The following is a 25,277-nucleotide window of genomic DNA, read 5'->3' as shown; positions in this document are numbered from 1 at the left end:
ACTTTTAAACTAAATAAATTTTTTAAGTAAAATATAATATTATAAAATACGAAGATAAGAAGATATCGAAGTAGTTAAAAAACTACTTCGTAAGATGGTCAATTTAAAAATGTATCGTTATACTCTTTTTCATTAAAACCGATAGTAAATTTTTCTTCACCGTTTAATCCATGTTCAATAACAGGTCTTTTTAAAATCCCATTATCATTTTCTATTAAAGAGACAGCTTTTTTATTTGTAACTTTTTTATCTTTTAGTCCCAAATCCCTATAAGATTTGCTTCGTGGATTTAACATAGAAGCTGCAGGCGTGAAGTTCTGCCATTTCTCAATTTTGTCTTTATTAACAGGAGTTTTATTTAAATCTATAAATTCATAAGAGATATTATTCTCATCAAAAAAAGCTTTTGCTTTTTTAACACTAGCGCAAGTTTTAATCCCGTACATTTTCATCTTATTCTCCTTTATTGAATATCAATGTAGTACTTTAAATTAAGTTGAGAGCTAAAATCTTTAGCAAAACCTAATGCTATACCTTGAATTGTATAATCAACCCCGGATTCACTTTGACTTACACTCTTAACCGGATAAACATATATATCTAAACATTGGTCAAAATGGAAAGATATAGTTTTATTTATTGATTGATCCAAAATTGTAAGTTGTGAATTCTCAAAGTGTAAAGCATCCTCAATATTATGTCCATTTACTGTTAATACATCATAATCTTGAAAGTGTAAGTTAAACTCTAATAAATAGTTCATTATAGATTTTTCTTCACTTTTAATCTCTATTTCCGATTCGATTTTACTATTTTCAAATTGGAAATATTTTGTTAAAGTTGTGTTCTTTTTCTCCTCTTTATAAATCCCTCCGTCTCTTTTAAGTTTAATGCTGTTATCTGTTACATCAAGTACATCAAAAGCTTGATTTGCAAAATCTCCATACTCTTTAAATGTACATGATTTAAAGTTTTCTTTATTTAACTTTTTATCTGTTATATGATCAATTGCCGATTTTTTTATATACCAATCTTTAAAAAGTTCGATATCTTCCGTTGTTGATAAAAGATTGTCGTCATTATGGATTGTAGCAATTTCATCATCTGCTTTTTCATAAGTTTTAATGATATCATCACTATCCTTTTTCTCTATTTTTTTTATTTTGTCATGATAATTTTCATGGTATCTAGTAAGAGTATTTTGCAAATTAAAAAGTGACTTTCTTAAATCAAACTCAACAATTTGTCCACCTGTTTTAGGATCAATAATTACTATAAGAAGAGGAGTATAAAACTTATACTCATCATAAGAGTCTATATTTATATCATATTTCTTATATCCGTTTTCAACTGCCAAAATATTTTCACATTTGATTATATATTTGTAGGCATTATCTCTTAAATTCGGAAGATAAATTCCACCGAAAACTCCATGCCAGAGAACGTCATTACATTGAATTCTAAAAAGATAATCTTTGAACTCTTCACTTTGGTTAGGTGTTTTTGAAAGTTCAAGGGCTCTTTTGTGTATCCAGTTGCTTTCATCATATTTGATAAAAAAGTTTTTCCAGATTCCTCCTCTTATTAGATACTCTTTATCCATATGTTGGTGTACTAATTCAAGATACTCTTTTGAAATATTAGGTAGGGTTGACCACTCTCCCATTTCATGATAAGAGACTGTAGGAATATAAGCTAAAGAGATCGCTTTGTTTTTATTATAAAATTCCGAAAAAGTTGTTACGTTTATCTTTTCATCTTCTATACACTTTTGAAAAAAGTTTTCCAGCCATTTTTTTTCATAAACTTTTTCGTAAGTTTTCGGCCAAACTCCGAATTTCTCTCCGTCATCAAAAATTATTGCGGCATTTTTACCATCTTCGTTTGTAAAATCTCTTAATTTGTTCATACTGTTTTCAATGCTTGCAAAGGGGATAATATATCTTAAATCTTTATTGATAGGGAAAAGTGCAATTTTATTGTTACTATCTTCTGTCAAAAAATATCCGTTTAGTTTTGATTTGTTAAATCCTGAAGCTATTAGGTGATAATCGTCAACAATAACATAGTCAATATCACATTTTTTCAAATCATCGATAATCGAGTCATCCCAAATTCTTTCCGTAAGCCATAAGCCTTTGGGCTTTTGATTAAAGTTCTCTTCTATAAAGTTTGAGAGCATATTTATTTGACTTATTCTGTCGCAACTTGGAATAGAGGCTAATATAGGTTCGTAAAAACCTCCCGTGAAAAACTCTATTTGAGGGCTTAACTCTTTTATTAAAGAGAAAAGTTCAGGCTCTTTATCTTTTATAAATTGAAAAAGCCAACCGCTAAAGTGTACTGAACATTTAAACTGAGGATACTGTTTTAATGTTTGAAAAAAAGGTTTGTAAGATTTTTTGATAATCTCATAAATAACTTTATCAAAATTATCCACAGGTTGGTGGCAGTGAATACCGAAAAGAAGATCTGTTTTCATCAATTTCCTTATAAATTAAGATAATTTACAAATAATTTATAGCAATATTTTATTTTACTTAAATATAATAGTAACAATCATTTACAAATTGATTACATTATATACTTTTGCAATTATATTGTAATTCGTTTCATATATTATAATGTATTTATCTGCTATTATAATATAAAAAATATAAAAGGAAAAATTATGGCATTAAAAGTAGCAATCAACGGAACCGGAAGAATTGGTCTTATAGCAACAAAAATTATTGCACAAAGAAGTGATATGGAATTAGTTGCAATAAATACTACAACTGATTTAGAAATGTTAATTTATCTGCTTAAATATGACAGCGTTCATTTAGGTATAGAAGCTCATATTATCGATGAAAAACATATTAGTGTTAACGGTTGTGAAATTAGAGTTTTTTCCGACAGAGATCCAAATAATATTGATTTCGGAGGTTGCGGTGCTAAGGTTGTGATTGAGTGCACGGGAGCATTTTTGACAACTGAAAAGTGTCAGGCATATTTAAAAGGCGGTGTAGAAAAAGTAGTAATGAGTGCACCTGCAAAAGACGATACGCCGACTTTTGTTTTAAATATAAATACTGATGATTATAAAGGTGAACAAATTATTTCAAATGCTTCTTGTACAACAAATTGTTTGGCTCCTATTTGTAAAGTTTTAGATGATAATTTCGGTATTGAAAACGGTTTAATGACGACAATTCACTCATATACAAATGACCAAAATATTTTAGACGTAAAACATAAAAAAGATATGAGAAGAGCAAGAGCCGCAGCTCTTAATATGATTCCTACAACAACGGGAGCAGCTAAAGCTATAGGTAAAGTTATGCCTCATCTTTTAGGAAAATTAAACGGATATGCAATGAGAGTTCCGACTGCTGACGTATCTATCGTGGATTTAACCGTAAATTTAAAAAAAGCAGTAACTAAAGAGGATGTAAACAAAGCAATGCTTCTTGCAAGTCAATCAAATTTTGAGGGATTAATTGAAATAGACAATGATAAAAGAGTATCTAGTGATTTTATAGGAAGCTCTTACTCTTCATCATTTGTTCCTGATATGACATCTGTTGTTGATGATAAAACGGTGAAAGTTTTAGCTTGGTATGACAATGAATGGGGATATACGAGCAGATTGGTTGATATGACGCTGTTTGTCGGTCAATATTAATAAAAAAAAGGGTGTTTGTTTATGGCAATAGCGATAATGACTTCAGGAGGAGATTGTGCAGGAATGAATCCTGCTATTAAACATTTTGTGGATTATTGTTACACAAAAGAGGTTCAGCCGTATTTGATTTATGATGGTTTAGAAGGGCTTATTGACGGAAATATAAAAGCTGCAACATATGAAGATGTTGCAGGTATTATGCATGAAGGTGGAACTAAAATAAGATCTTCAAGATCAAAAAGATTTTTTGAGTACGAGTATAGAAAACAGGCTTTTGAAAATTTGAAAAAACATAAAATCGATAAAATTTTGATTTTAGGAGGAGATGGATCTTTTAGAGCATTAAATCAGTTTTACAAAGATTTTGGAGTACACTTTGTAGGAGTTCCCGCAACAATAGACAATGATATTTTCGGAACAAGTTATTGTTTAGGTGTTGATACTGCACTTAATATAATAAGAGGTGCAACCGATGCGGTACGGGATACTTCTTCTTCTTTTAGAAGAGCTTGTGTAATTGAAACTATGGGAAGAGATTGCGGATATCTGGCATTGGTTTCTGCAATTACTTGCGGAGCTGAAGTCTGCATTATTCCCGAGCTTGAATATGATTTAGAATCTATTGGGAAAAGGCTTAAAGAGGAGATTAAAAACGGTAGAAAATATGTTGTTTGTATTGTTGCTGAAGGGTGTAATAAAGATAAATGCACTAGTACAAATCAACTTGTCCAATGGTTAGAAAATGATATTAAAATAGAGACAAGAGCAACAATTTTAGGACATGTTCAAAGAGGCGGAAATCCAACCGTATTTGATAGATTGATGGCATCAAAGTTTGTTACTTACTCAATAGATAAGCTTTTAAGCGATCAAGAAGGAGGAAGTGTTATTGTCTATAATGACAGTAAATTTGAATTTGTGACAATAGATTATGTAAATTCTCAAAAGTATGAAATTAGAGAAGATTTATTGGAGTTGGCCAAAAGATTGGTTAATTAATATAAAAATCTAAAGAATCTAAAACAGAAGGGAAAAAAATGAAAGCGATTGTATTAGCCGGCGGATTCGGGACAAGAATCCAACCTTTGACGAACTCTGTTCCTAAACCTATGCTTCCAATATTAAACAGACCTATGATGGAGCATATTATTATAAAACTTCGAGATGAACTTGATATTACGGAGATTGGAGTTTTACTATATTTTAAGCCTGATATTATAAAAGATTATTTCAAGGACGGTTCTGATTTAGGTGTAAAAATTCAATATTTTCTGCCGGATGATGATTATGGAACAGCAGGTGCCGTTACTTTTGCAAAAGAGTTTTTAGATGAGACTTTTATTATCGTAAGCGGGGATTTGGTAACAGATTTTGATTTTAAAAAAATAAAAAGATTTCATAATAAAAAAGAGTCAATGTTAACTATAACCTTGACTTCTGTTGAAAACCCTTTACAGTTTGGTGTTGTTATTGCAAATGAAGAGGACAGGATTGAAAGATTTTTAGAAAAACCAAGTTGGGGAGAAGTTTTCAGCGATACTATAAATACGGGTATTTATATGATTGAGCCTGAGGTTTTAGATTTGATTCCTTATAAAGAGAATTTTGATTTTGCAAAAGATCTTTTCCCTAAAATGATGAAACAAGATATTGCTCTTTGGGGGTATTCTCAAAAAGGATATTGGAGAGATGTAGGAAATCCTGAAAGTTACAGAGAAGTTTATAAAGATATCTTTTCAGGCAAAATAAAACTGCCTTATAAGGGTGAAGAGAGCAAAATAGACAAAGGTACGGTATATGCTCAAAAAGGGGTAAAACTTTCTAAAAAAATAAGAGTAGAGGGTACCGTAGTATTAGGTAAAAATGTATCTATAGATGAGGGAGTTACTTTAAAAGATTGTGTTATAGGAGATAACTGTAGAGTTAGTAAACACTCTGAAATAATAGACAGTGTTCTTTGGAATAATGTAAAAATAGGTGTTAAAGTAAAACTAAATAATTCGGTAATTTGCAATGATAATATTATAAAAGATGAATCAAAAGCCACTTTTGGAGTTATTATGGCTGAGAAATGTCTGGTTAACAAAAAAGTATCTTTTGAAAAAGATATTATTATGTGGCCGGACAAAGTTTTAGAAAGCTCTTCTGTAGTAAGTTCAAATATAATTTGGGGAAATAAATATAAATCTTCGATTTTTGAAGACGGAGCGGTTCTTGGAAGAACAAATATAGAACTATCTTGTGAAATGACTACAAAACTAGCAGCGGCATTTGGTTCAATTTTACCTGTGGGAAGTTCATTATATGTTTCAAGAGATTATCATAAATCTTCATTTATGCTAAAAAGAGCTTTTGTTTCAGGTATTTTATCCACAGGAGTAAATATTGTCGATCCAAACAATGTTCCTTCAAACGTAATGAGACACTCTTTAAGTAAAAAAGATGATATAGCAGCAGGAGTACACTTAAGGCAATCTGTATTTAATCCTGCACAAACAGAGATAATCTTTTTTACAAATGAAGGATTGGTTGTAGATAACAAATTAGCCCAATCTATTGAACGAATATTTTTCAGAGAAAATTTCAGAAAAGTTAAATATGATGATATAGGTTCTATAAGTGAAGATAAAAATCTAAGAAATCTTTATATTAAAACAATTGAAAATTCATTTGATAATAATATCTTTAAGGATAGTGAGCTAAAAGTTGCAATAGATGTTATGAACGGCTCTATTTCCGATATATATCCCGTTATTGCAAATGAATTAGGAATAGATAATATTATCTTAAATGCCTATAGAAGTGAAAAGATTAAATCAAACGATATTGTAAAAAGTCAAGAAAATATGGAAAATATCGTAAGAGCTATGAATTTAGACTGCGGTTTTATGATTTATCCAAACGGACACAAACTTCAAGTTATTGATGATAAAGGTGAACTTATCTATGATTATAAACTTTTACTTGTAGTTTTGGATTTATTAGACACTACAACGACAAGAAAATTAAAAGTAATTTTGCCTGCATGGGCACCGGATTTTATAAATTATGATAATATAGAGGTTTCAAGGGAAAAATTATCGAATTTTAAAGCAGAACAGTTAAAAGAGTATGATCTGATTGCAGACAGCGACGGTCATTTTGCTTTTAATGAGTTTGGTTTAAATAGAGATTCCGTTTTTACGAGTTTTAAAATTTTGGAATTACTGAAAAAATCAGGGAAAAAACTTTCAAAACTTCATAAAAGTATTCCGGAATTTTATTATAAAGGTGAGAACATTCCTTGTCCTAGCTCTTTAAAGGGTAAAATGATGAGAAAATTCCTTGAAGACGGAAAAGATAAAAAAACATCTTCTGTTGACGGGGTTAAAATTTGGATGAACGATGATGAGTGGATTTTGATGGTTCCGGACCAACATAATGAGTATTTAAATCTTTATGTCCAAGCAGAAGATGAAAAAAGTGCAGGAAAGATTTTTTACTCATATCAAGATAAAATAGAGAAGTGGATCAGTGAATAAAAAACTATATTTGTCATTTTTATGGCATATGCATCAACCGTATTATAAGGATGATTACTCAAAATCAACATTGATGCCTTGGGTATTCTTACATGCAACCAAAGATTATTATGATATTCCTTGGTATTTAGAAGAGTTTCCTGAAATTAAGGCAACTTTTAATCTAGTTCCTTCTTTGATTTCCCAGATAGAAGAGTATATAAGCACGGAAGCAAATGATAAATTTATAGAGTTATTAAAAAAAGAGCCCTATACTTTAAATAACGAAGAGAGACTTTTTTTAGAAGAGTATCTTTTTTTAGCAAATGAACACCATATGATAAAACCTTTAAACAGATATTATGAACTTCTTTTAAAGTTTAGGGCAAATAACAATACTCTGACAAACTTTTCAGATCAAGAGTTGATTGAGACGGAAGTTCTCTTTTTGCTTAGCTGGTGCGGGAACCATTTAAGAGAAAACAATGTTATTGTAAAAAATTTATTAAAACAGCAAAGTTCTTATTCTCAAAATCAAAAAATAGAGTTAATTGAGACTCTTTTTAGTTTTTTAAGAGAGATTATTCCTTATTATAAAAAGTTGATGAAAAAAGGGCAGATCTCAATTTCAACAACACCTTTTTATCATCCCATTTTGCCTCTATTATTAGATAGAAACAGTGCAATTGAAGCAAAACCCAATGTGGTTTTACCTACTTCTCAAAGTGCTGATTATAAAGAGTATGCAAGTTTACAAGTAAGCAGTGCCGTTGAGTATTATGAAAAACATTTCGGGAAACGACCGGACGGTTTTTGGCCAAGTGAAGGAAGTGTTAGTGAAAAGACTATTGAACTTTTAGCCCAAAACGGTGTAAAATGGGCTTGTTCAGATGAAGAAGTTCTTTTTAAAACTCTGCACAGTAGTAACAAAGAGTCTTTATATAAACCTTACTCTTTTGCAACAAAAAACGGAAAAGTAAATCTTTTTTTCAGAGATAAGTATTTAAGTGATTTAATTGGCTTTGAGTATAGTAGAAAGTGTGCAAAAGAGGCTGCTGCTGATTTTGTTTCCCATTTAAAGAATATTTACTTAAATGCACAAGAATCGGTTATTGTACCTGTTATCTTAGACGGGGAAAATGCTTGGGAATTTTACCCAAATAACGGTAAAGATTTTTTCAAAGAGTTATATTCTCTTCTAAGCCAACAACCTTGGTGCCAGCTTACGCTTTTTGATGAGGTTGATAAGATTGAAGATTTAGAAAATACCACTCTTTACAGATTGCAAAGCGGTAGTTGGATAAACGGCAATTTTGATATTTGGATAGGAAGTGCTCAAAAAAACAGAGCATGGGAACTTCTTGATATGACAAAATCAGATTTTGATAAGAAAAAAGAGACCTTAGACGAATATGCTTTGCAAAAAATAGATAAAGAGTTTTTAATAGCTTTAGGAAGTGATTGGTTTTGGTGGTACGGTGATGACCACTATACGGAATTGAATCATCATTTTGATGACCAGTTTAGAGCTCATTTGAAGAATATTTACAGGCTTATGAAAGAAGATATTCCTAGTGAACTAAGAACACCGATTGTACAAAAAGATAAAGGTAAGTTAATAAATATCAAACCTACGGATTTTGTTTATCCTACGGTTGACGGAAATATGAGTAACTTTTTTGAATGGTTAAACAGCGGAAGATTTGATATAAAAAAAGAGTTCAGTACTATGGATTCTTCTTCTTTACTTGTGGAATACCTCTATTACGGAGTTGATAGAAAGTCAAACTTTTTCCTATATTTCAAAGGTAAAAAGTTGGAAGAGAAAAACTCTTTGGAATTAAAATTGACTTTAAATAATAGAATATTCATATTTGATATAAGAAAAACTAAAGAGAGTATAGAACAAAATGGTGTATATTTTGATATAGCTTTTGATAAAGGAATAGAGTTGAAACTTTATGATTGCACAGATAAAAAGATAAACCTTATGTTTGAACTTTATGAAGGGGATAAAAGAGTCCAGAAATACCCTTTATATGATGATGCAGTTCTTGATTTTGAAAATCTTTTCTTAAAAAATTGGTATATATAACAGGAGTTATCGTGTCAGAATTTAGATATTGTAAGTTAACCAGAGAGTGGACACTTTTTGCTCCTGAACGATTGAAAAGACCTAAAGATTTGGATAATAAAAGAGAGAAATATCTTGGAGAAATAATCCATGAAAAATGTCCTTTTGATATGGGGAAAGAGGAGTTCACTCCAAATGAGATTACAAGAGTCTCACAAGACGGAAAGTGGAAATGTAGAGTAGTTCCTAATTTATATAATGCTTTGTCCGTAGATATTCCATCTGTCTCAAACAAAGATAGTTATTTTGAAAAACACAGTGGATTCGGAGCTCATGAAGTTGTAATAGAGACACCAAACCATGATAAACAGATTTGGGAATATGACTATAATGATTTGATAAACTATTTTACAATTCTACAAGAAAGAGCAATAAATTTGAAAAAAGATGATAGACTTGAATATCTCTCGATTTTTAAAAATCAAGGAGAAGCAGCAGGTGCGTCAATGTCTCACTCCCATTCTCAAATAATGGCATTGCCTTTTTTACCTAAAAAGATAAGTGATGAAATAGAGTATAAAAAGAGTTATTTTGAAAAACATCAAAGAGCCCTTTTAGATGATTTGGTATATGAAGAGATAAATCATGAAAAAAATATAATTGCCCAAAACAGTGAGTTTGTTTTATATTGTCCTTATGCCTCTCAATTTGCTTTTGAAGCTAAAATTGTTTCTAAAAAAAGACTCTCTTCTTTGATTGAGTTTAACAAAAGTGATTTAAGTGCTTTATGTGATATAACCAAAGAGTATTTCTCAAAATTTTATACAACTTTAGGCGAGGTTTCTTTTAATATGATTATAAATAATGCTCCGTATAAAGAGTATAATTATAAAACAAGAGATTATTATAGATTTAATATAGAGATTAAACCAAGAATATTTAAACAAGCAGGATTTGAACAAGGAAGTAATATGAATATAAATGTAATTTTACCTGAAACAGCTACTAAAATTTATAAGGAAGATAGATGAATATACTGTTTGTTTCAAGTGAAATATTCCCATATGCAAAAACAGGAGGTTTAGCCGATGTCTCATATGCTCTGCCTGAAGCTTTAAGGCAAGAGGGTGAAAAGGTATATACGATTATGCCTTTATACAATGACGTAGATAGAGATGAACACAAGATTATTTACAGCGGTTTGACTTTTGAATACTGGCTAGCCGGAGTAAGACATCAATTTGATGTTTTTTATAAAGAAAATAACAAAAATGAACTTTTTGTTTTTAATCCTATTCTTTGTAACAGATGGGGATTATATCATGATCAGTTCGGTGATTATGGAGATAATGCTTTACGATTTGGATTATTTTGTTATTCTGCTTTAGAAGTTATGATAAGAATGAAACTAAAAATCGACGTTGTGCATGTAAATGATTGGCAAACATCATTAATACCTTTACTTATGAAAACTAGATATAGTTTGCCTCAAAAAACCGTTTTAACTATTCATAATTTAGCTTTTCAAGGAATTTTCCCTAAAAAAGTTATGAATGAGCTGGAATTAGATTGGGAAAAATGTTTTAAATTTAACGGTTTGGAATATTTTGATAATGTTAATTTTTTAAAAGCGGGAATATTTTTTAGTGATCATGTAACAACTGTAAGTAAAACTTATGCACAAGAGATTCAAACTACGAAATTCGGAGAACGTTTAGATGATACTTTACAAATAAATAGTTATAAATTAAAAGGTATCGTAAACGGTATTAGTACAGAGATTTTCGATCCTAAAAAAGATAAGTACATTGAAAAAAACTTCTCTTTGGAAACTTATAAGAAAAAAAATGAAAATAAATCGCTTTTATGCAAAGAGTTGAATTTCAAAGAGGAAGGACGACCTTTATTTATATTTATAGGAAGATTTACTCCTCAAAAAGGAGTAGATATTCTTTTAGAAGCTATTGATTTATTTAAAACTTATGAAGCTAATTTTGTTATTCTAGGAAGCGGAGAGGATCTATATAATCACGCTTTTGGAACATTAATAGGAGCTTATGAAAATATTCATATAAAAATAGGTTATGATGAAGCTTTTAGTAGAAGATTATATGCAAGTGCCGACTTTTTATTAATGCCTTCTATTTTTGAACCTTGCGGTTTAAATCAAATGATATCTATGAAATACGGAGTCCTTCCAATAGTTTCAAAAACAGGAGGACTTAAAGATACCGTAATAGATTTTACTGATATTGACAAAATAGAAGAGTGCTCTTTAGGACTTGGAATAACTTTTGACGAGTATAATGTTTTTTGGTTTAACCATGCACTTGCAAAAGCATTTGCTCTATATTCAAACAAAAGTAAATTTGAAAAAATTTCAAAACACAATATGGGTGTTGATAATTCATGGAAAAACTCTGCAAAAGAGTATTTAAATCTATATAAATCATAAAGGAAATAGATGAGTCTTTTACATAAATATGAGATTGATAAATTATATTCAAAAAGTGTTGCATATTTTTCAATGGAGTTTGCTATTCATCAAGCTTTGAAAATATATTCAGGAGGACTGGGATTTTTAGCAGGATCTCATATGAGAAGTGCTTATGACTTAAAACAAAATCTAATAGGTGTGGGAATGCTTTGGAGTTATGGGTATTATGATCAAGGTAGAGATGAAGATAGATACTTAAAAATAGAATTTAGAAGAAAAAGATACTATTTTTTAGAAGATTTAAATATAACTGTAAGTGTGGATATAAACGGGAAAAAAGTGTTTGTTAGAGCATATTTGGTTCCTAGCGAACTTTTTAATTGTGCTCCTTTAATTCTTTTATCAACGGATATTCCTGAAAACGACTATTTATCAAGAACAATTACTCATAAACTTTATGATTCAAACAGTGAAACAAGAGTTGCCCAAGAGATTGTTCTTGGAGTAGGGGGAACAAGAGTTTTAGAGGAGTTGGGAATTAATCCTGAAATTTATCATATGAATGAAGGGCACTCTCTTCCTATGGCATTTGAACTTTATCAAAAATTTAAAGATATAAATGAAGTTAAAAAAAGAGTAGTTTTTACAACTCATACACCTGAAAAAGCAGGGAATGAAGAGCATAAAATTACTTTTTTATCAAAAATGGGATTTTTTGGACAAACACCTTTAGAAGAAGTACGAAAAATAACGGGAATAAAAAAAGAGAAGTTTTCACTTACCGTAGGAGCATTAAAAATGTCAAAAATTGCAAACGGTGTATCTAAAATACATGGGGATGTTGCAAACGATATGTGGAAAGAAGTAGAAAACAGATGTAAAATAATATCCATTACAAATGCTCAAAACAGAAGATATTGGGTCGATAAATCACTTTTAAGAGCTTTAGACGAGCATGAAGATTTTGAATTAGCAGCCAGAAAAAAACATTTAAAAAGAATGCTCTTTGATGAGGTTGCAAATCAAACGGGAAAAATGTTTGATCCTGAAATCTTAACAATAGTCTGGGCAAGAAGATTTGCCGAATACAAAAGACCGGGACTTTTAAAATATGATTTACAAAGATTTGAGAATCTAATTAATAATCAAAAATATCCTATTCAGATTATCTGGGCAGGAAAACCTTACCCTTTTGACTCTCAAGCTATTAATATTTTTAATGAGATAACTCATATGGCAAGATCTCATAAAAATATAGCAGTATTAGTAGGGTATGAATTGGATTTATCTATGAAGCTTAAAAAAGGAGCGGATATTTGGCTGAATACTCCAAGAGTTACAAGAGAAGCCAGCGGAACCAGCGGAATGAGTGCAGCTATGAACGGAGCAATTAATTTATCTATTGCCGACGGTTGGCATCCTGAATTTTGCAGAGAAGGAGTAAACTCTTTTACCATACCTACAGAAGGAAGAGGACTCTCTATAGAAGAGCAAGATAGATTAGATAATAAAAACTTAATGGATATTTTGGAAAATAAAATTATACCTCTATATTACGACAATAAAAAGGAGTGGTTAGATATTAAGAAAAATTCTATTTCAGATGTAATTCCTGCTTTTGATTCAGGAAGAATGGTTCATGAATATTATACTTTGATGTATAATGCATAAATTTTAAAATAGGAGTAAAAATGGGCATTAGTGAATTTGCAGGCAAAAAAGCACCTAAAGAGATTTTAGAAAATATACCAAACTTGATAAGTGATTATTATCTTAAAGTTCCTGATATAAATAATCCTTCTCATATGGTATCTTTTGGAACCTCAGGACATAGAGGAAGTGCTTCAAAAAATAGTTTTAATGAAAATCATATAAAAGCCATGGCTCAAGCAGTAGCGGAATTTCATCTGCAAAAAGGAGTATCAAAACTTTTTTTGGGAATGGATACTCATGCTTTGTCGATTCCTGCTCATCGAACTACGTTGGAAGTATTAGCCGCAAATAAAATAGAGACTTATTATGCAAAAGATTTTGAATATACTCCGACACCTGTTATATCTCATGCTATCTTAACCCATGAAAATTCTGACGGGATAGTAATAACACCTTCACACAATCCACCAAGTGACGGAGGATTTAAATACAATTTCAGTGACGGTGGACCGGCAGATGAATCTATTACGAAAATAATAGAACAAAGAGCGAATGAAATTTTAAAAAACGGTTTAAAAGATGTAAAAATTTTATCTTTTAAAGAGGCATTAAAAAGTAGGTTTTTATCTGAATATGATTTTATAACTCCTTATGTGGAAGATTTGTCAAATGTAATAGATATGGATATTATCAAACAAGCCAATCTTAAAATAGGTGCTGATGCCATGGGTGGTTCGGGAATGGCTTATTACAAAGCTATAAAGAAAAAATATAATTTAAATATGGAAATTTTTAATGCTACTGCTGATTTTACTTTCTCTTTTATGCATTGCGATAAAGACGGAAAGATAAGAATGGACTGCTCTTCATCTTATGCTATGGCAGGACTTATTGATCTAAAAGATAAGTTTGATATAGCTTTTGGAAATGATACCGATTTTGACAGACACGGTATAGTGACAAAAAGCAAAGGACTTTTAAATCCTAATCATTATCTCTCTGTTGTTATTGATTATTTGTCAAAAAATAGAGATTTCGGTAGACTAGGTGTAGGAAAAACACTTGTTAGTAGTTCCATGATAAATAGAGTTGTTCAAGATAATCAAAAAGAGGTTTTTGAAACCCCTGTCGGTTTTAAATGGTTTGTAAAACCTTTTATAGAAAAGAAAATTTTCTTTGGAGGTGAGGAGAGTGCGGGAGCTTCTTTTCTAAGAAAAAACGGTGAGGTTTGGAGTACAGACAAAGATGGAATTATTTTAAATCTTTTGGCTGTTGAGATTTTGGCAAAAACCAAAAAAGATCCGGGTGAGTATTACGATGCTTTGGTTGAAAAATTTGGAAAACCTGTTTACGGAAGATTAGATGCGGCTGCAAACGTAGAACAAAAAAAGGCTTTGAAAAATTTAAAACCTGAAGATATCAAACAAAAAATTTTGGCTGGAGAAAAAATAGAAAATATTTTGACTAAGGCTGATAACGGTGCTTCAATAGGCGGTTTAAAAGTTGTTACACAAAATGGCTGGTTTGCAATCAGACCATCGGGAACTGAAGATATATATAAAATATATGCAGAGAGTTTCAAAGGAGAAGAGCATCTAAAACAGATTCAAAAAGAGGCTTTAGAGATTGCAAAAGGAATATTTAACAATATTTAGACAGTTTATTACAAAATTGTAACAATATTTTAAGTATAATAAAAAGATAAATTTATATTAGGAAAAATTATGAAAACAGATTCAGAAAATTTGATTAAAGAGAGTTTGGAAAATGAAAATGATTTTTCTAGTGCTTCACATGCAATAGATAATTTTGCATCAGAAGTTAAACCTTTAGAGACAGAATATGAAATCCCTAGCAGATATAACAAAGATACTCTAAGAATTATCCTTGTAAATACAGAAAAATATTTTGTATATTGGGAAGTAAGTGATGAAACGCTTTTTGAAAAGAGTATTGATTTAGGAAAAGAGAAACTCTATTTTAAAATTGATGATATTGACGGAAATGAATTATATAGTTTTGATTCATCATTTGCATTAGGGGATTATTATATAAATTCAAAATTTGAAGATATGGATATCGTAGTAAAAGTAGGAACTGTTGAAGATGGAGAATTTAAAGAACTTTTTAGTTCAAATATGGTGCATACTTTCTCTTCAAAAATAAATTTTCCAAGTCAAGACGAATATGATCTTCTAATCAAAAAAGGTTATAGCTGGAGTGAAATCGTAAGAAGTACAATTGAACATTTTGATCAAGCTGGTTCTTCTTCAAAATATATAGAAGAGCTTCAAAGATTAAGAAACTTTATTCAAGAGGGAGAAAAAGCGGGGGTTTCTTCATCATCTTTTTTGAAAGGTAAAAAAAATGATTAAAGGGTATTGGGTACCTATACTGCATTCTCATTTACCCTTTGTAAAACATCCGAAATATGAAAATTTTTTGGAAGAACATTGGCTTTTTGAAGCAATTACTGAGTGCTATATTCCTCTTTTAAGAAGACTGAAAAAACTTGAAGAAGAGAATGTTCATTTTAGACTAACAACTTCTGTTACCCCACCTCTTGCAGAGATGTTATCAGATGAACATCTTATGAAAAAATATAGAAAATATTTAGATACTCATATTGAATTGGGAAATAAAGAGATAGAAAGAACAAGAGGTGATGAATATTTTCATCCTTTAGCTCACTTTTACAGAGATCTGTTTGTTCAGACAAAAGAGTTTTTTGAAGGTTTTTTAGCAGGGAATGTATTAAACGGATATAAACATTTTTATTATAACGGAAGTCTTGAAGTTATTACTTGCGGGGCAACTCACGGTTATCTTCCTATTTTAAGCGTAAATGAACACTCTGTTAGAACTCAAATAGAGATAGCCGTTCAAGCTCATGAAAAACATTTCGGCAAAAAACCAAACGGAATTTGGCTTCCTGAATGTGCTTATTATGACGGTCTGGATAAAATTTTAAATGAAAAAGGTATTAAATTTTTTATTGTAGATTCTCATGCTTTAACTTACGGAAGACCTACTGCGTTAAACGGTGTTTATACTCCTACTTATACTCCAACAGGAGTTGCCGCTTTTGCCAGAGATGCTTTGTCTTCAAAACAAGTTTGGAGTTCAAAAGAGGGGTATCCCGGAGATTTTGAATATAGAGATTTTTATAGGGATATCGGTTATGATTTGGATTTTGATTATATAAAACCTTATATAAATCCGGACGGTATTAGAGTATTTACGGGATTTAAATATCATAAAATTACGGGAACAAGCGATTATAAAGAGGCTTACGATCCTTGGATTGCGGAAAATAAAACAAAAGAGCATGCCGAAAATTTTCATTGGCACAGAGAGCTTCAGTTCGATCATTTGGGCACTTTAATGAATAGAATTCCAATGGTAGTTTCACCTTACGATGCAGAACTTTTCGGACATTGGTGGTTCGAAGGTCCTGAATTTTTATGCAATATGTTTAGACAAATAGATAAACATAAAGTTATGAAAGCAGTGACTCCAATGGAGTATTTAGGAATGTATCCTAAAAATCAGGTTGTAAATCCAAATCCTTCTTCATGGGGGGATAAAGGTTATTATGATGTTTGGTTAAATTCAGGAAATGATTGGATTTACAGACACCTTCATCAAATGGCAGATGTAATGGAAGAGAAAGCAAAAGAGTATTTTCATACAAACGATAAAAATATCTCAAGAGTTTTAACTCAAATGCTAAGAGAGCTTCTTTTGGCACAAAGTAGTGACTGGGCATTTTTGATGACAACAGGTACTGCAAGTGAATACAGTGTAAATAGAACAAAAGAGCATATATCGAATTTTAATGAATTACTTGGTATGATAAACGACAATAACATCGATTTTGATAGAGTAAATTACTTAGAGTATAAAAACTCAATTTTTGATTTTATTGATTTTAGAATATTTATTACAAGTTAAGGTAAACTATTATGATAGCGGTTTTTAATGCAATCACAAATATAGCAGAAGATATAGAAAAAAATGTATTTGATGATTGTCAAAGTTTTTTAGAGAGTGGTTTAACTGATATACAAATGAGAGAGAGTATCCATGAATACTGCTCTAAAGTTATTCAAAGAGAGTTTAAAAAAGTTAAATCAGTACATGGATTTATAGGCAAATACAAAAAAGAATATACAACTATAAATGAAGGTGGAAAATATAAAATAGGTTATGTAGCAATAGATAACTTAGATCTATTAGATGTAAATTTTGCACTTGGTTCGATTTTTGGAATTTATGAGGGGCAAATGGATGCTTTTCACTTAAAAGCTGCGATGTATATTACATATGGTCCGACTTTCCAATTAGTATTTGCTTCAAAAACAGAAGGTGTAATCTATTTCTCTTTTGAAAACGGAGAGTTTATAGAACAAGATCCTTTAACTTTGGAAAAACAAGGAAAAATAAACTCAACAGCAGGATTGGTTCCTGAATGGAGTGATGCTCACAGAGCTTTAGTCGACAGCTTTTTTAACAAAGGCTACAGACTTAGATTTTCTGACTCTTTATCTTTGGATACTCACCAAATATTATTTAAAAAAGGCGGAATATACAGCTCTCCTGCAACAAAATCGTTTCCAGAAGGTAAATTGGAAACTATCTTTGAAGCTTTTCCTATCTCTTATATAATAGAGCAAGCAGGTGGTAGAGCAATAAGTGAAAAAGGGCGAATTTTAGATATCACAAGCACAGATATAAAACAAAAAACGCCTATATATTTCGGTTCTGAAACGGAAATTCAGGCAGTAGAAGACTCTTTTAACAGCTAACTTAAAAGTTGGCTGTTTTTATAAAATTTACAGTCTTTTTAACAGCTTCTTCATATCTTTTTTTATTTACAATTTTATCAAAATTTTTCGTTTGCATTGAAAAAATCTCAAAAGCTATTTTTTTATCATACAGTTTTTCAAGCATTGTTAAAATCACTTCTATACTTAAATGATGAGAAACAGAGTTTGAAAAATTTGTCTGTTTTAAAGAACAGGAGAGAGTATATGATTCATCCAAAGAGTAAGCAGCATCAATAAAAATTATGTTCTCTGCTTCTTTTAATTCCAAACAAAGTTCAGGAGTTAATTGCAAAGTTGAAATAAATTTTGTATTAGAAAGATTTGAATTTTGAAGTTTTTTTAAAACCTCAATTCCAAAACTATCTTCACCTCTTAATTCATTTCCAAACCCTATGATTATTTGCAATTTAACCCCTTTTTATCTCTTTTATTACTTCTTTTTTTTCATCTCTTATTTCAATTATTGAGGAAACAATTCCCAAAGCATGAGTTGAGCAACTTAGACAAGGATCAAAACATCTGATAACTGCTTCAACTCTGTTTAAATCCCCATCTTTTATATTTTTCCCGTCAATAAAAGCTTGGGCTACTTGTTTTACCCCTTTGTTCATTGCAAGATTATTGTTTCCTGTTGCAATTATAAGATTAACCCCTGTAATAATCCCGTTATTATCTGCTTGGTAATCATGAAACAAAGTGCCTCTTGGAGCTTCAGAACATCCTACACCTTGATTTCTGTTTATTTGGGCATGGGCTCTTATTTGAGGATTTAACGTCTCTTCTTCATTTAGAAGTTCTTCTATTCTCTCAATTGCATAAATAATCTCAATAAGTCTTGCATAATGATAGTAAAAAGAGTGAAGTATAGGCTTCCCGTTGTTTAGATTTTTAAACCTTTCAAACTCTTTGTCGGCTAAAGCAGTTCCGCATTTTTTTGCCACATTCAATCTTGCAAGGGCTCCTACTCTATACATCCCCTCTTTATATCCAAAAGGTTTGTAATAAGGAGATTTTAGGAAACTGTCCTCTTCAACTGCTTCACCGATAAATTTTTTATAATCTTTTGGTTCAATTTTATCTTCTAGAACTTTTCCTTGGCTGTCAATAAAGCTTAAAAGACCGTCATAATGTTCAAGTTTTCCTTTTTTACTCACAAGTGCCATAAACAGTGAGGGAAAATTTGCAAAAGAGTTTATCTCTTTATCAAATTTATGAAGATTTTGTACAAAAAAGTTTAAAGCACTTTGGGCTATTTCAAGAGCTTGGGGTATTTGTTTTAAAATAGAATCTTTGGTCTCTTTTGTTATTTCATGGCTAACCCCTCCAGGTACTATCCACGTTGGATGTATCCTTTTGCCACCTAAAGTTTCAATTATCTTTTGCCCAAAAGCTCTTAAATCTATCCCATCTTTTGCCATTTGTGGATTTGTCTGCATTAGTTTAAAAATATTTCTATCTTCGGGTTTTGCATCAAAACCAAATACAAAATCCGGACTGCTTAAATGGTAAAAATTCAAAGCATGGGATTGAACTATTTGTGCTAGATTTATTATCCTTCTTAAATTTCTAGCTGCTTTTGGCGGACGAACTGCAAGGAGATTATCACAAGCTTTTGAGGAAGCTATGGCATGACTTACAGGACAAATTCCACAAGTTCTAGCTGTAAGAGCTGGCATCTCCGTGTATGGTCTGCCTTCGCAGATTTTTTCAAAACCTCTGTATTGGGTTACATGGATTCTTGCATCTTCAACCTCTTTTTTTTCATTTAAATCAATAGTTATCTTGGCATGTCCTTCTATTCTTGTAACAGGACTAATAATAATTTTTTCATTCATCTTAAAATCCTTTTAAAGCCCAAATCTTGTATATTTGCTAACATCAACTTTAATCCCTTCAATCAAACCTTTTATAACTTCAAAAATTGCATCAGCCGGAGTTGGACATCCAGGTACAAAATAATCAATATCTACAGCTTCATTTAAAGGAATAACTTTATCAAGCAGTTTAGGCACTATTTTATCAGGATATTGTCCTTTGTTTAAATCTGCCAAATCAAAATAACCTTTTTCTAAAACAGCTTGAGTTCCCGCAAGATTCTTTAAAGAAGAGATATTCCCTGTAATAGCACAATCCCCCAAAGCCAAAATTTTTTTAGAATTTTTTCTAATCTCTTTTATGATTTTTAAATCATGGTCTGTACTTATTGCTCCCTCAACTATAAACAGATCAATATTTTGAGGAATCTCTTTTGTATCAACATAAGGACTATATACAATATCGATATATCTTGCAAGTTCAATTATTCTTTCATCCATATCCAAAAAAGACATATGGCATCCGGAACAACCGTCCAACCAGATTGTTGCAACTTTTAGTTTTGTTTTAGAAAGAGAATCTATCATTTGTTTCTCCTTGCTTGGATTAGATTTGTTACAATATTTTTCTTTTTAACCATTTCTGTTGCACTTAATCCTTTTTCAAAAAGTGAACCAGTAGGACAGACTTGAACACATTTTCCACAGCTTGTACAGCTTTCACTCAAAGCCCAAGGTTCATCCATATCATGAATAATTTTAGAATCAATTCCTCTTCCTGCTATATCCAAAGCGTGAGCCCCTTCAACTTCATCACAGACTCTTACACATCTGCTGCAAAGAATACATCTGTTTGGATCATAAATATAATCTTTATGGGAAGCATCAACTTCAAAATGTTTGTGGATATGGGGAACAAAACTATGTTCAAGTTCGAGTTCTATTGCCTGATTTTGTAGTTCACAATGCCCGTTTGAAACACAAACGCTGCAAGTGTGAGTTCTTTCTGCAAATATCATTGATAAAACCATTTTTCTGTGGGTTTTTAGTTTTTCAGAGTTTGTAATAACTTCCATTCCCTCTTTTATTTTTGAAGTACAAGCCGGAATTAGATTTTTATTCCCTTTTATTTCAACTAAACACATTCTACAGGAACCAACACTGCTTAATCCTTCTAAATAGCATAAAGTTGGAATCTTTATTCCATGTTCGTTTGCAACTTCCAAAATAGTTGAATCTGAACGCCCTGTTACATCAATATCATCAATTTTAAAGGTTTTTACTCTAACTTTGTCTTTAAGCATCTTTTATTCCTTCCAAATACTCATTTTCAAAATATTTAATAGTACTTAATACCGGATTTGGAGCAGTTTGTCCCAAGCCGCAAAGGGAGCTATTTTTTACCACTTCACATAGCTGTTTTAAAAGTTCAAAATCACTTTTTGAAGCCTCTTTTTTTACAAATTTATCAAGTAAAGCTGTTAGTTCAACGGTTCCTACTCTGCAAGGAACACATCTCCCGCAAGATTCGCTTTGACAAAAATCCATAAAAAATCTGGCAACTTCAACCATATTTGAACTCTCATCCATAACAATCAAACCGCCGCTTCCCATAATAGAACCAATAGATTTTAAAGACTCATAATCAACAGGGATATCAAGTAACTCTTCAGGAATACAACCACCACTTGGACCACCTGTTTGTATTGCTTTTAATTTTGCATTGTTACTTAATCCTCCACCTATATCAAAAATAAGTTCCCTTAATGTTATCCCCATAGGAACTTCAACAAGCCCAGTATTTTTTATATGTCCGCTTAATGCAAATACTTTGGTTCCGGAGGAATTCTCTGTCCCTATATTCTTAAACCATTTCCCACCGTTTCTGATTATAGGAGCAATATTGGCAAAAGTTTCTACATTGTTTAAAACAGTTGGAAACTTCCATAAACCATAATCACTAAGATGAGGAGGTTTTTGTCGGGGATTTCCTCTGTTTCCTTCTATTGAAGCTATTAAGGCTGTAGCTTCTCCACAAACAAAAGCACCTCCTCCAAGTCTTACTTCAACATCAAAACTAAATCCGCTGTCGGCTATTTGATTTCCTAAAATACCTTTTAATCTTGCCTGTTTTATAGCTTTATTTAATTTTTGAACAGCAATTGGATATTCGGCTCTTACATAAATATAACCTTTTGTTGCGCCACAGGCATAACCTGCAAGTGCCATCCCTTCAATTATTTTATGCGGGTCTGCTTCCATAATGGCTCTATCCATAAAAGCACCGGGATCTCCCTCATCTCCGTTACATACGATATACTTTTGTTCAGCTTCAACTTTTGAAACAGCTTCCCATTTTAACCCCGTTGGATAACCTCCTCCACCTCTTCCTCTTAAGCCACTTGTGCTTATCTCATTTAAAACATCTTGCGGCGTCATCTCATCGAGAGCTGTATATAAAGCCAAATAACCGTCATATGCAATATAATCATCTATATCATCTGGATCTATGACCCCCGCATTTTCCAAAACAATCTTTTTTTGTCTGGTAAAAAAAGGTTGGGAAACATCACATTTTTTCTCTTCAATAGGAGTATCACTATTTAATGTTTCAATAAATTTTGCAGTATCTAAAGAGGAAACTTTGCTGTAAAAAGATTCTCTGTTTCCTTTTTTGTGATAATGTGAAACCATAATAGCTTCAGAGCAAAGTCCATTGCATCCTACACCTTTGACTTTACATCTTTTCTCTAAATTATTGTTTGAAACCTCTTTTTTCAAATCTTTTAAAAACTCTTCTGAGTTTAAAGAAGCACAACTGCTACCTATACAAACTCTTAACTCTTCATGGGAGTTTCTTTTTAAATCTCTTTTCTCAAGAGCCAGTTTTTTTAAATCTTCCAGTGAATCTAACATTTTATCAACTCCTGTGCTTCTTTTACCGATTCTTCTAAACTTAAGTGCCCCACTGTTTTATTATCATAAATGGCAATTGGAGCCAAAGAACATGAACCGACACATCTTGCACTAAGAAGAGAAAGAAGATTGTCTTTCGTAGTCTCTCCAACTTTTATACCGAATTTTTTTTCTAGTTGTTCAAGTATTTTGTTACTATTTTTTATATAACAAGCTGTACCCGTACAAACTACAATTGTATGTCTGCCTTTTGGTTTTAGTCTGAAAAAATGGTAAAACGTAACAACACCGTAAACTTTCGAAAAGGGTAATTTTAACCTTCTTGCAATGAATTTTAGAGTCTCATTTTCCAAATAGCCGAAACTCTCTTGTGCAGTATGCAAAGTTTCAATCAATGCACTTCTGTCGTAGTTTAACTTTTTCATGGTTTTTTCAACCATCTTATATCGGGAATCATTAGGTACAGTTGCTAGCAAGATAGATCCTTTATAAAAATATTTTATATCTTTATATTATATTCAAAAATATTACTTACTTGTGTATATTTTATGAAAGGATTTTATTTAAATTGGAAAATTAAGTTTTTAAAAACTTTTATATTATAAGTAAAAGTTATCTATTATTAAGGCAAATTTTATACAAATGCCGATATTATTACCTTGATTAATTTCATGCATATCTATTAGAGTATCATAAGTAATTCTTATGGTACTCTTTTTTTTGTATATTTATAAGTGCAAAATCCCAGATAAGATTGATTATTAACCCTAATATAAATGCTATTAACACACTTAAGTTAAATATCTCTCTATCAAAAATCATGTTTAGTATAATGGTGCTAAAAGGCAAACTCCATATAAAAAAGTAAGTACCCAAAAATTTTATTAAAGACTTCATATTTTCTACTCCTAAGACTATTCTTGGAATCTCAAAGTTTATATGCAATAATAGTATGCAACCCGACTATCTACTTGAGACTCGCGGCTTTCCGTCACTAAATCACTCTAGTTTTGGCAAGGTAATAGTTAATTTTAGCAAAAATAATTATTTTTGTAAATATATTATTATATTAAAAGATATAATTTAATTATTTTATATATTTAGTATAAAAATATATATGTGGGCAATGTCTTTTTATCTGTTCAAGTTTTAAATTAAGTTTGTTATTAATATAGTTGCAGTTTTTTATATTTATTTGCGTTGGATTAGCTAGCAGTAAGCCTGAACAAAGGGCATACGTGTCATTTAAAGTGTTTAATTCATCAACTAACAGATAATAAGGGATTACTTCATCTTTCATCTTATAATGAAGATAATTTGAAGCTGCAGTAACAAGAGCTAAAGCTAGAATTACAGGAAGTAAAACAATTTTAATTAATCTATTTATTTTCAAACCTTTGTAAAATTTTATGTAAATTTAGCACAAAAGCTATAATAAAATCCTGATTCAACTTAATCTTAGATTAATTACTAAAAAGTATAATAATTTAAAATTTTATTTAAAGGGTTTAAATGCAAAAAAAGATATTAACTCTTGTTTTAATACTTTTAATAACGGTTTTTACAGGATGCACAAAAAATGAGAAGCAGCTAAACTTATCTATGATTACTACTTCCGACGATAATGAAAAAACAGTTGGGACAACTCTACACGAAGCAGTAAGAGTAAATGACTTAAATTTAGTTAAAACCTTTATTCAAAAAAAAGCTGATTTAAATAAAAAAGACAAGTACGGATATACTCCTTTACATCTTGCTGCAAAATTTAATCATTATAAAATTGCAAAAGAACTTATATCTCATAATGTTTTAGTAAATACAAAAGATAATTTTTTTGATTCACCTTTGATAGACTCAACAAAAAAAGGGTATACAAATATGTCTAAACTTTTAGTATGTAACGGTGCAGACGTTAATACAGCAGATAAAAAAGGAGTAACGGCATTTGAATATGCTCTAAAAGTAAATGACGTAACAGTAGCAAAACTTCTTAAATCAAATAATATTGAAGCTGTATGCTCAGGAAAAAAAGTACAGAAAAAAGAGTTTTATGATTTAATAACAATGGATAATTATGATGTTATAGAGAGTAATACTCCAAAAATATGCGGGAATATATTGGATTTAGATGTAAGACAGGTACAAATAACTTTTGATAGAGGAAAAACAGTTATTGAAGCACAATTACAAAAAAACAGATGGTGCGCTCAAACAAAAAATAAATTGGCAAACGGAACTTATACCGTTTGGGCAATGGCAATAAACTCTTTGGGGCAAAGAGGCAAAGCAGAAGATAGCTTGATAATCAAATCTATTGAAAAATAATCAAAAAAAATTAAAGAAACTTTTTAGAAACTAAATTATTATATAGTTAATTATAAAAAAAT

General features: G+C 30.8%; 21 protein-coding genes and 1 riboswitch. Of the genes, 12 read left to right on the top strand and 9 right to left on the bottom strand.

The window, feature by feature from the left end; all coding sequences use genetic code 11:
* Positions 1–98: 98 nt before the first annotated feature.
* Together AANAER_RS13585 and AANAER_RS13580 are read right to left on the bottom strand one after the other, a co-directional pair.
* Positions 99–452, bottom strand: coding sequence for an arsenate reductase family protein (locus AANAER_RS13585; RefSeq protein WP_129082494.1), 354 nt, complete (start codon positions 450–452; stop codon positions 99–101).
* Between the two features lie 11 nt (positions 453–463).
* Complete coding sequence (locus AANAER_RS13580; RefSeq protein ID WP_044419475.1) at positions 464–2,482, bottom strand: alpha-amylase/4-alpha-glucanotransferase domain-containing protein; 2,019 nt, start codon at positions 2,480–2,482, stop codon at positions 464–466.
* Between the two features lie 189 nt (positions 2,483–2,671).
* Here AANAER_RS13580 and gap point away from each other — a divergent pair, with 189 nt between their 5' ends.
* The 11 genes from gap (at position 2,672) to AANAER_RS13525 (ending at position 18,139) form a co-directional block, all read left to right on the top strand.
* Positions 2,672–3,667, top strand: a complete 996-nt coding sequence (gene gap, locus AANAER_RS13575) for a type I glyceraldehyde-3-phosphate dehydrogenase (protein ID WP_044419476.1) — start codon at positions 2,672–2,674, stop codon at positions 3,665–3,667.
* Positions 3,668–3,688: 21 nt separating this feature from the next.
* On the top strand, positions 3,689–4,666 hold the full coding sequence (locus AANAER_RS13570) for a 6-phosphofructokinase (RefSeq protein WP_129082495.1): 978 nt from the start codon (positions 3,689–3,691) through the stop codon (positions 4,664–4,666).
* Between the two features lie 38 nt (positions 4,667–4,704).
* A complete protein-coding gene (locus AANAER_RS13565; RefSeq protein WP_129082496.1) occupies positions 4,705–7,188 on the top strand; it encodes a sugar phosphate nucleotidyltransferase in 2,484 nt (827 codons plus the stop codon).
* The gene (locus AANAER_RS13560) at positions 7,181–9,262 is read left to right on the top strand and encodes a glycoside hydrolase family 57 protein (protein WP_129082497.1); all 2,082 of its coding nucleotides are present in this window, start codon (positions 7,181–7,183) and stop codon (positions 9,260–9,262) included. The genes AANAER_RS13565 and AANAER_RS13560 overlap by 8 nt, the downstream gene beginning before the upstream one ends.
* An 11-nt stretch (positions 9,263–9,273) precedes the next feature.
* Positions 9,274–10,272 (top strand): galactose-1-phosphate uridylyltransferase, encoded by a 999-nt coding sequence (gene galT, locus AANAER_RS13555; RefSeq protein WP_164969358.1) that lies wholly within the window; start codon positions 9,274–9,276, stop codon positions 10,270–10,272.
* Positions 10,269–11,696, top strand: a complete 1,428-nt coding sequence (locus AANAER_RS13550; RefSeq protein WP_129082499.1) for a glycogen synthase — start codon at positions 10,269–10,271, stop codon at positions 11,694–11,696. The genes galT and AANAER_RS13550 overlap by 4 nt, the downstream gene beginning before the upstream one ends.
* Before the next feature lie 9 nt (positions 11,697–11,705).
* Complete coding sequence (gene glgP, locus AANAER_RS13545) at positions 11,706–13,349, top strand: alpha-glucan family phosphorylase (RefSeq protein ID WP_129082500.1); 1,644 nt, start codon at positions 11,706–11,708, stop codon at positions 13,347–13,349.
* Positions 13,350–13,369: 20 nt separating this feature from the next.
* Complete coding sequence (locus AANAER_RS13540) at positions 13,370–14,986, top strand: phosphohexomutase domain-containing protein (protein ID WP_129082501.1); 1,617 nt, start codon at positions 13,370–13,372, stop codon at positions 14,984–14,986.
* Between the two features lie 69 nt (positions 14,987–15,055).
* Entirely contained in the window at positions 15,056–15,706 is a 651-nt protein-coding gene (locus AANAER_RS13535) for a DUF4912 domain-containing protein (protein WP_129082502.1), read from the top strand.
* A complete protein-coding gene (locus AANAER_RS13530; protein WP_164969359.1) occupies positions 15,699–17,285 on the top strand; it encodes a glycoside hydrolase family 57 protein in 1,587 nt (528 codons plus the stop codon). Before AANAER_RS13535 ends, AANAER_RS13530 begins: the two co-directional genes overlap by 8 nt.
* Positions 17,286–17,296: 11 nt before the next feature.
* Complete coding sequence (locus AANAER_RS13525) at positions 17,297–18,139, top strand: FIG domain-containing protein (RefSeq protein ID WP_129082503.1); 843 nt, start codon at positions 17,297–17,299, stop codon at positions 18,137–18,139.
* A gap of 1 nt (position 18,140) precedes the next feature.
* Here the strand turns inward: AANAER_RS13525 and AANAER_RS13520 are convergent, their stop codons facing one another.
* The 7 genes from AANAER_RS13520 to AANAER_RS13490 form a co-directional block, all read right to left on the bottom strand.
* Positions 18,141–18,566, bottom strand: coding sequence for a hydrogenase maturation protease (locus AANAER_RS13520; RefSeq protein WP_129082504.1), 426 nt, complete (start codon positions 18,564–18,566; stop codon positions 18,141–18,143).
* 1 nt (position 18,567) lies between these two features.
* On the bottom strand, positions 18,568–19,995 hold the full coding sequence (locus tag AANAER_RS13515) for a Ni/Fe hydrogenase subunit alpha (protein ID WP_129082505.1): 1,428 nt from the start codon (positions 19,993–19,995) through the stop codon (positions 18,568–18,570).
* 12 nt (positions 19,996–20,007) lie between these two features.
* Positions 20,008–20,562, bottom strand: coding sequence for an NADH-quinone oxidoreductase subunit B family protein (locus AANAER_RS13510; RefSeq protein ID WP_129082506.1), 555 nt, complete (start codon positions 20,560–20,562; stop codon positions 20,008–20,010).
* On the bottom strand, positions 20,559–21,278 hold the full coding sequence (gene hoxU, locus AANAER_RS13505; protein WP_129082507.1) for a bidirectional hydrogenase complex protein HoxU: 720 nt from the start codon (positions 21,276–21,278) through the stop codon (positions 20,559–20,561). The genes AANAER_RS13510 and hoxU overlap by 4 nt, the downstream gene beginning before the upstream one ends.
* Positions 21,271–22,890, bottom strand: a complete 1,620-nt coding sequence (locus AANAER_RS13500) for a (2Fe-2S) ferredoxin domain-containing protein (protein ID WP_129082508.1) — start codon at positions 22,888–22,890, stop codon at positions 21,271–21,273. Before AANAER_RS13500 ends, hoxU begins: the two co-directional genes overlap by 8 nt.
* Positions 22,884–23,366 carry a bidirectional hydrogenase complex protein HoxE gene (gene hoxE / locus AANAER_RS13495; RefSeq protein ID WP_206732548.1) on the bottom strand — a complete coding sequence of 161 codons (483 nt, stop codon included), beginning with the start codon at positions 23,364–23,366 and terminating at the stop codon, positions 22,884–22,886. Before hoxE ends, AANAER_RS13500 begins: the two co-directional genes overlap by 7 nt.
* Positions 23,367–23,840: 474 nt before the next feature.
* Positions 23,841–23,915, bottom strand: a riboswitch (cyclic di-GMP riboswitch).
* A 62-nt stretch (positions 23,916–23,977) separates the two neighbouring features.
* The gene (locus AANAER_RS13490; protein WP_129082509.1) at positions 23,978–24,283 is read right to left on the bottom strand and encodes a hypothetical protein; all 306 of its coding nucleotides are present in this window, start codon (positions 24,281–24,283) and stop codon (positions 23,978–23,980) included.
* Positions 24,284–24,402: 119 nt separating this feature from the next.
* On the opposite strand from AANAER_RS13490, the gene AANAER_RS13485 reads away from it, so the two are divergent.
* Complete coding sequence (locus AANAER_RS13485) at positions 24,403–25,215, top strand: ankyrin repeat domain-containing protein (protein ID WP_129082510.1); 813 nt, start codon at positions 24,403–24,405, stop codon at positions 25,213–25,215.
* Positions 25,216–25,277 lie beyond the last annotated feature (62 nt).

Source organism: Halarcobacter anaerophilus (assembly GCF_006459125.1).
Classification (GTDB): Bacteria; Campylobacterota; Campylobacteria; order Campylobacterales; family Arcobacteraceae; genus Halarcobacter; species Halarcobacter anaerophilus.
The sequence above is the reverse complement of the archived record's forward strand: the minus strand, read 5'-3'. Positions and strand labels throughout refer to the sequence as shown.

What these genes read in the sequence shown, in the direction of transcription:
- AANAER_RS13585 (WP_129082494.1), bottom strand. Translation starts at nt 452, where the DNA reads ATGAAAATGTACGGGATTAAAACTTGCGCTAGTGTTAAAAAAGCAAAA.
- AANAER_RS13580 (WP_044419475.1), bottom strand. Translation starts at nt 2,482, where the DNA reads ATGAAAACAGATCTTCTTTTCGGTATTCACTGCCACCAACCTGTGGAT.
- gap (WP_044419476.1), top strand. Translation starts at nt 2,672, where the DNA reads ATGGCATTAAAAGTAGCAATCAACGGAACCGGAAGAATTGGTCTTATA.
- AANAER_RS13570 (WP_129082495.1), top strand. Translation starts at nt 3,689, where the DNA reads ATGGCAATAGCGATAATGACTTCAGGAGGAGATTGTGCAGGAATGAAT.
- AANAER_RS13565 (WP_129082496.1), top strand. Translation starts at nt 4,705, where the DNA reads ATGAAAGCGATTGTATTAGCCGGCGGATTCGGGACAAGAATCCAACCT.
- AANAER_RS13550 (WP_129082499.1), top strand. Translation starts at nt 10,269, where the DNA reads ATGAATATACTGTTTGTTTCAAGTGAAATATTCCCATATGCAAAAACA.
- glgP (WP_129082500.1), top strand. Translation starts at nt 11,706, where the DNA reads ATGAGTCTTTTACATAAATATGAGATTGATAAATTATATTCAAAAAGT.
- AANAER_RS13540 (WP_129082501.1), top strand. Translation starts at nt 13,370, where the DNA reads ATGGGCATTAGTGAATTTGCAGGCAAAAAAGCACCTAAAGAGATTTTA.
- AANAER_RS13535 (WP_129082502.1), top strand. Translation starts at nt 15,056, where the DNA reads ATGAAAACAGATTCAGAAAATTTGATTAAAGAGAGTTTGGAAAATGAA.
- AANAER_RS13530 (WP_164969359.1), top strand. Translation starts at nt 15,699, where the DNA reads ATGATTAAAGGGTATTGGGTACCTATACTGCATTCTCATTTACCCTTT.
- AANAER_RS13525 (WP_129082503.1), top strand. Translation starts at nt 17,297, where the DNA reads ATGATAGCGGTTTTTAATGCAATCACAAATATAGCAGAAGATATAGAA.
- AANAER_RS13515 (WP_129082505.1), bottom strand. Translation starts at nt 19,995, where the DNA reads ATGAATGAAAAAATTATTATTAGTCCTGTTACAAGAATAGAAGGACAT.
- AANAER_RS13510 (WP_129082506.1), bottom strand. Translation starts at nt 20,562, where the DNA reads ATGATAGATTCTCTTTCTAAAACAAAACTAAAAGTTGCAACAATCTGG.
- hoxU (WP_129082507.1), bottom strand. Translation starts at nt 21,278, where the DNA reads ATGCTTAAAGACAAAGTTAGAGTAAAAACCTTTAAAATTGATGATATT.
- AANAER_RS13500 (WP_129082508.1), bottom strand. Translation starts at nt 22,890, where the DNA reads ATGTTAGATTCACTGGAAGATTTAAAAAAACTGGCTCTTGAGAAAAGA.
- AANAER_RS13485 (WP_129082510.1), top strand. Translation starts at nt 24,403, where the DNA reads ATGCAAAAAAAGATATTAACTCTTGTTTTAATACTTTTAATAACGGTT.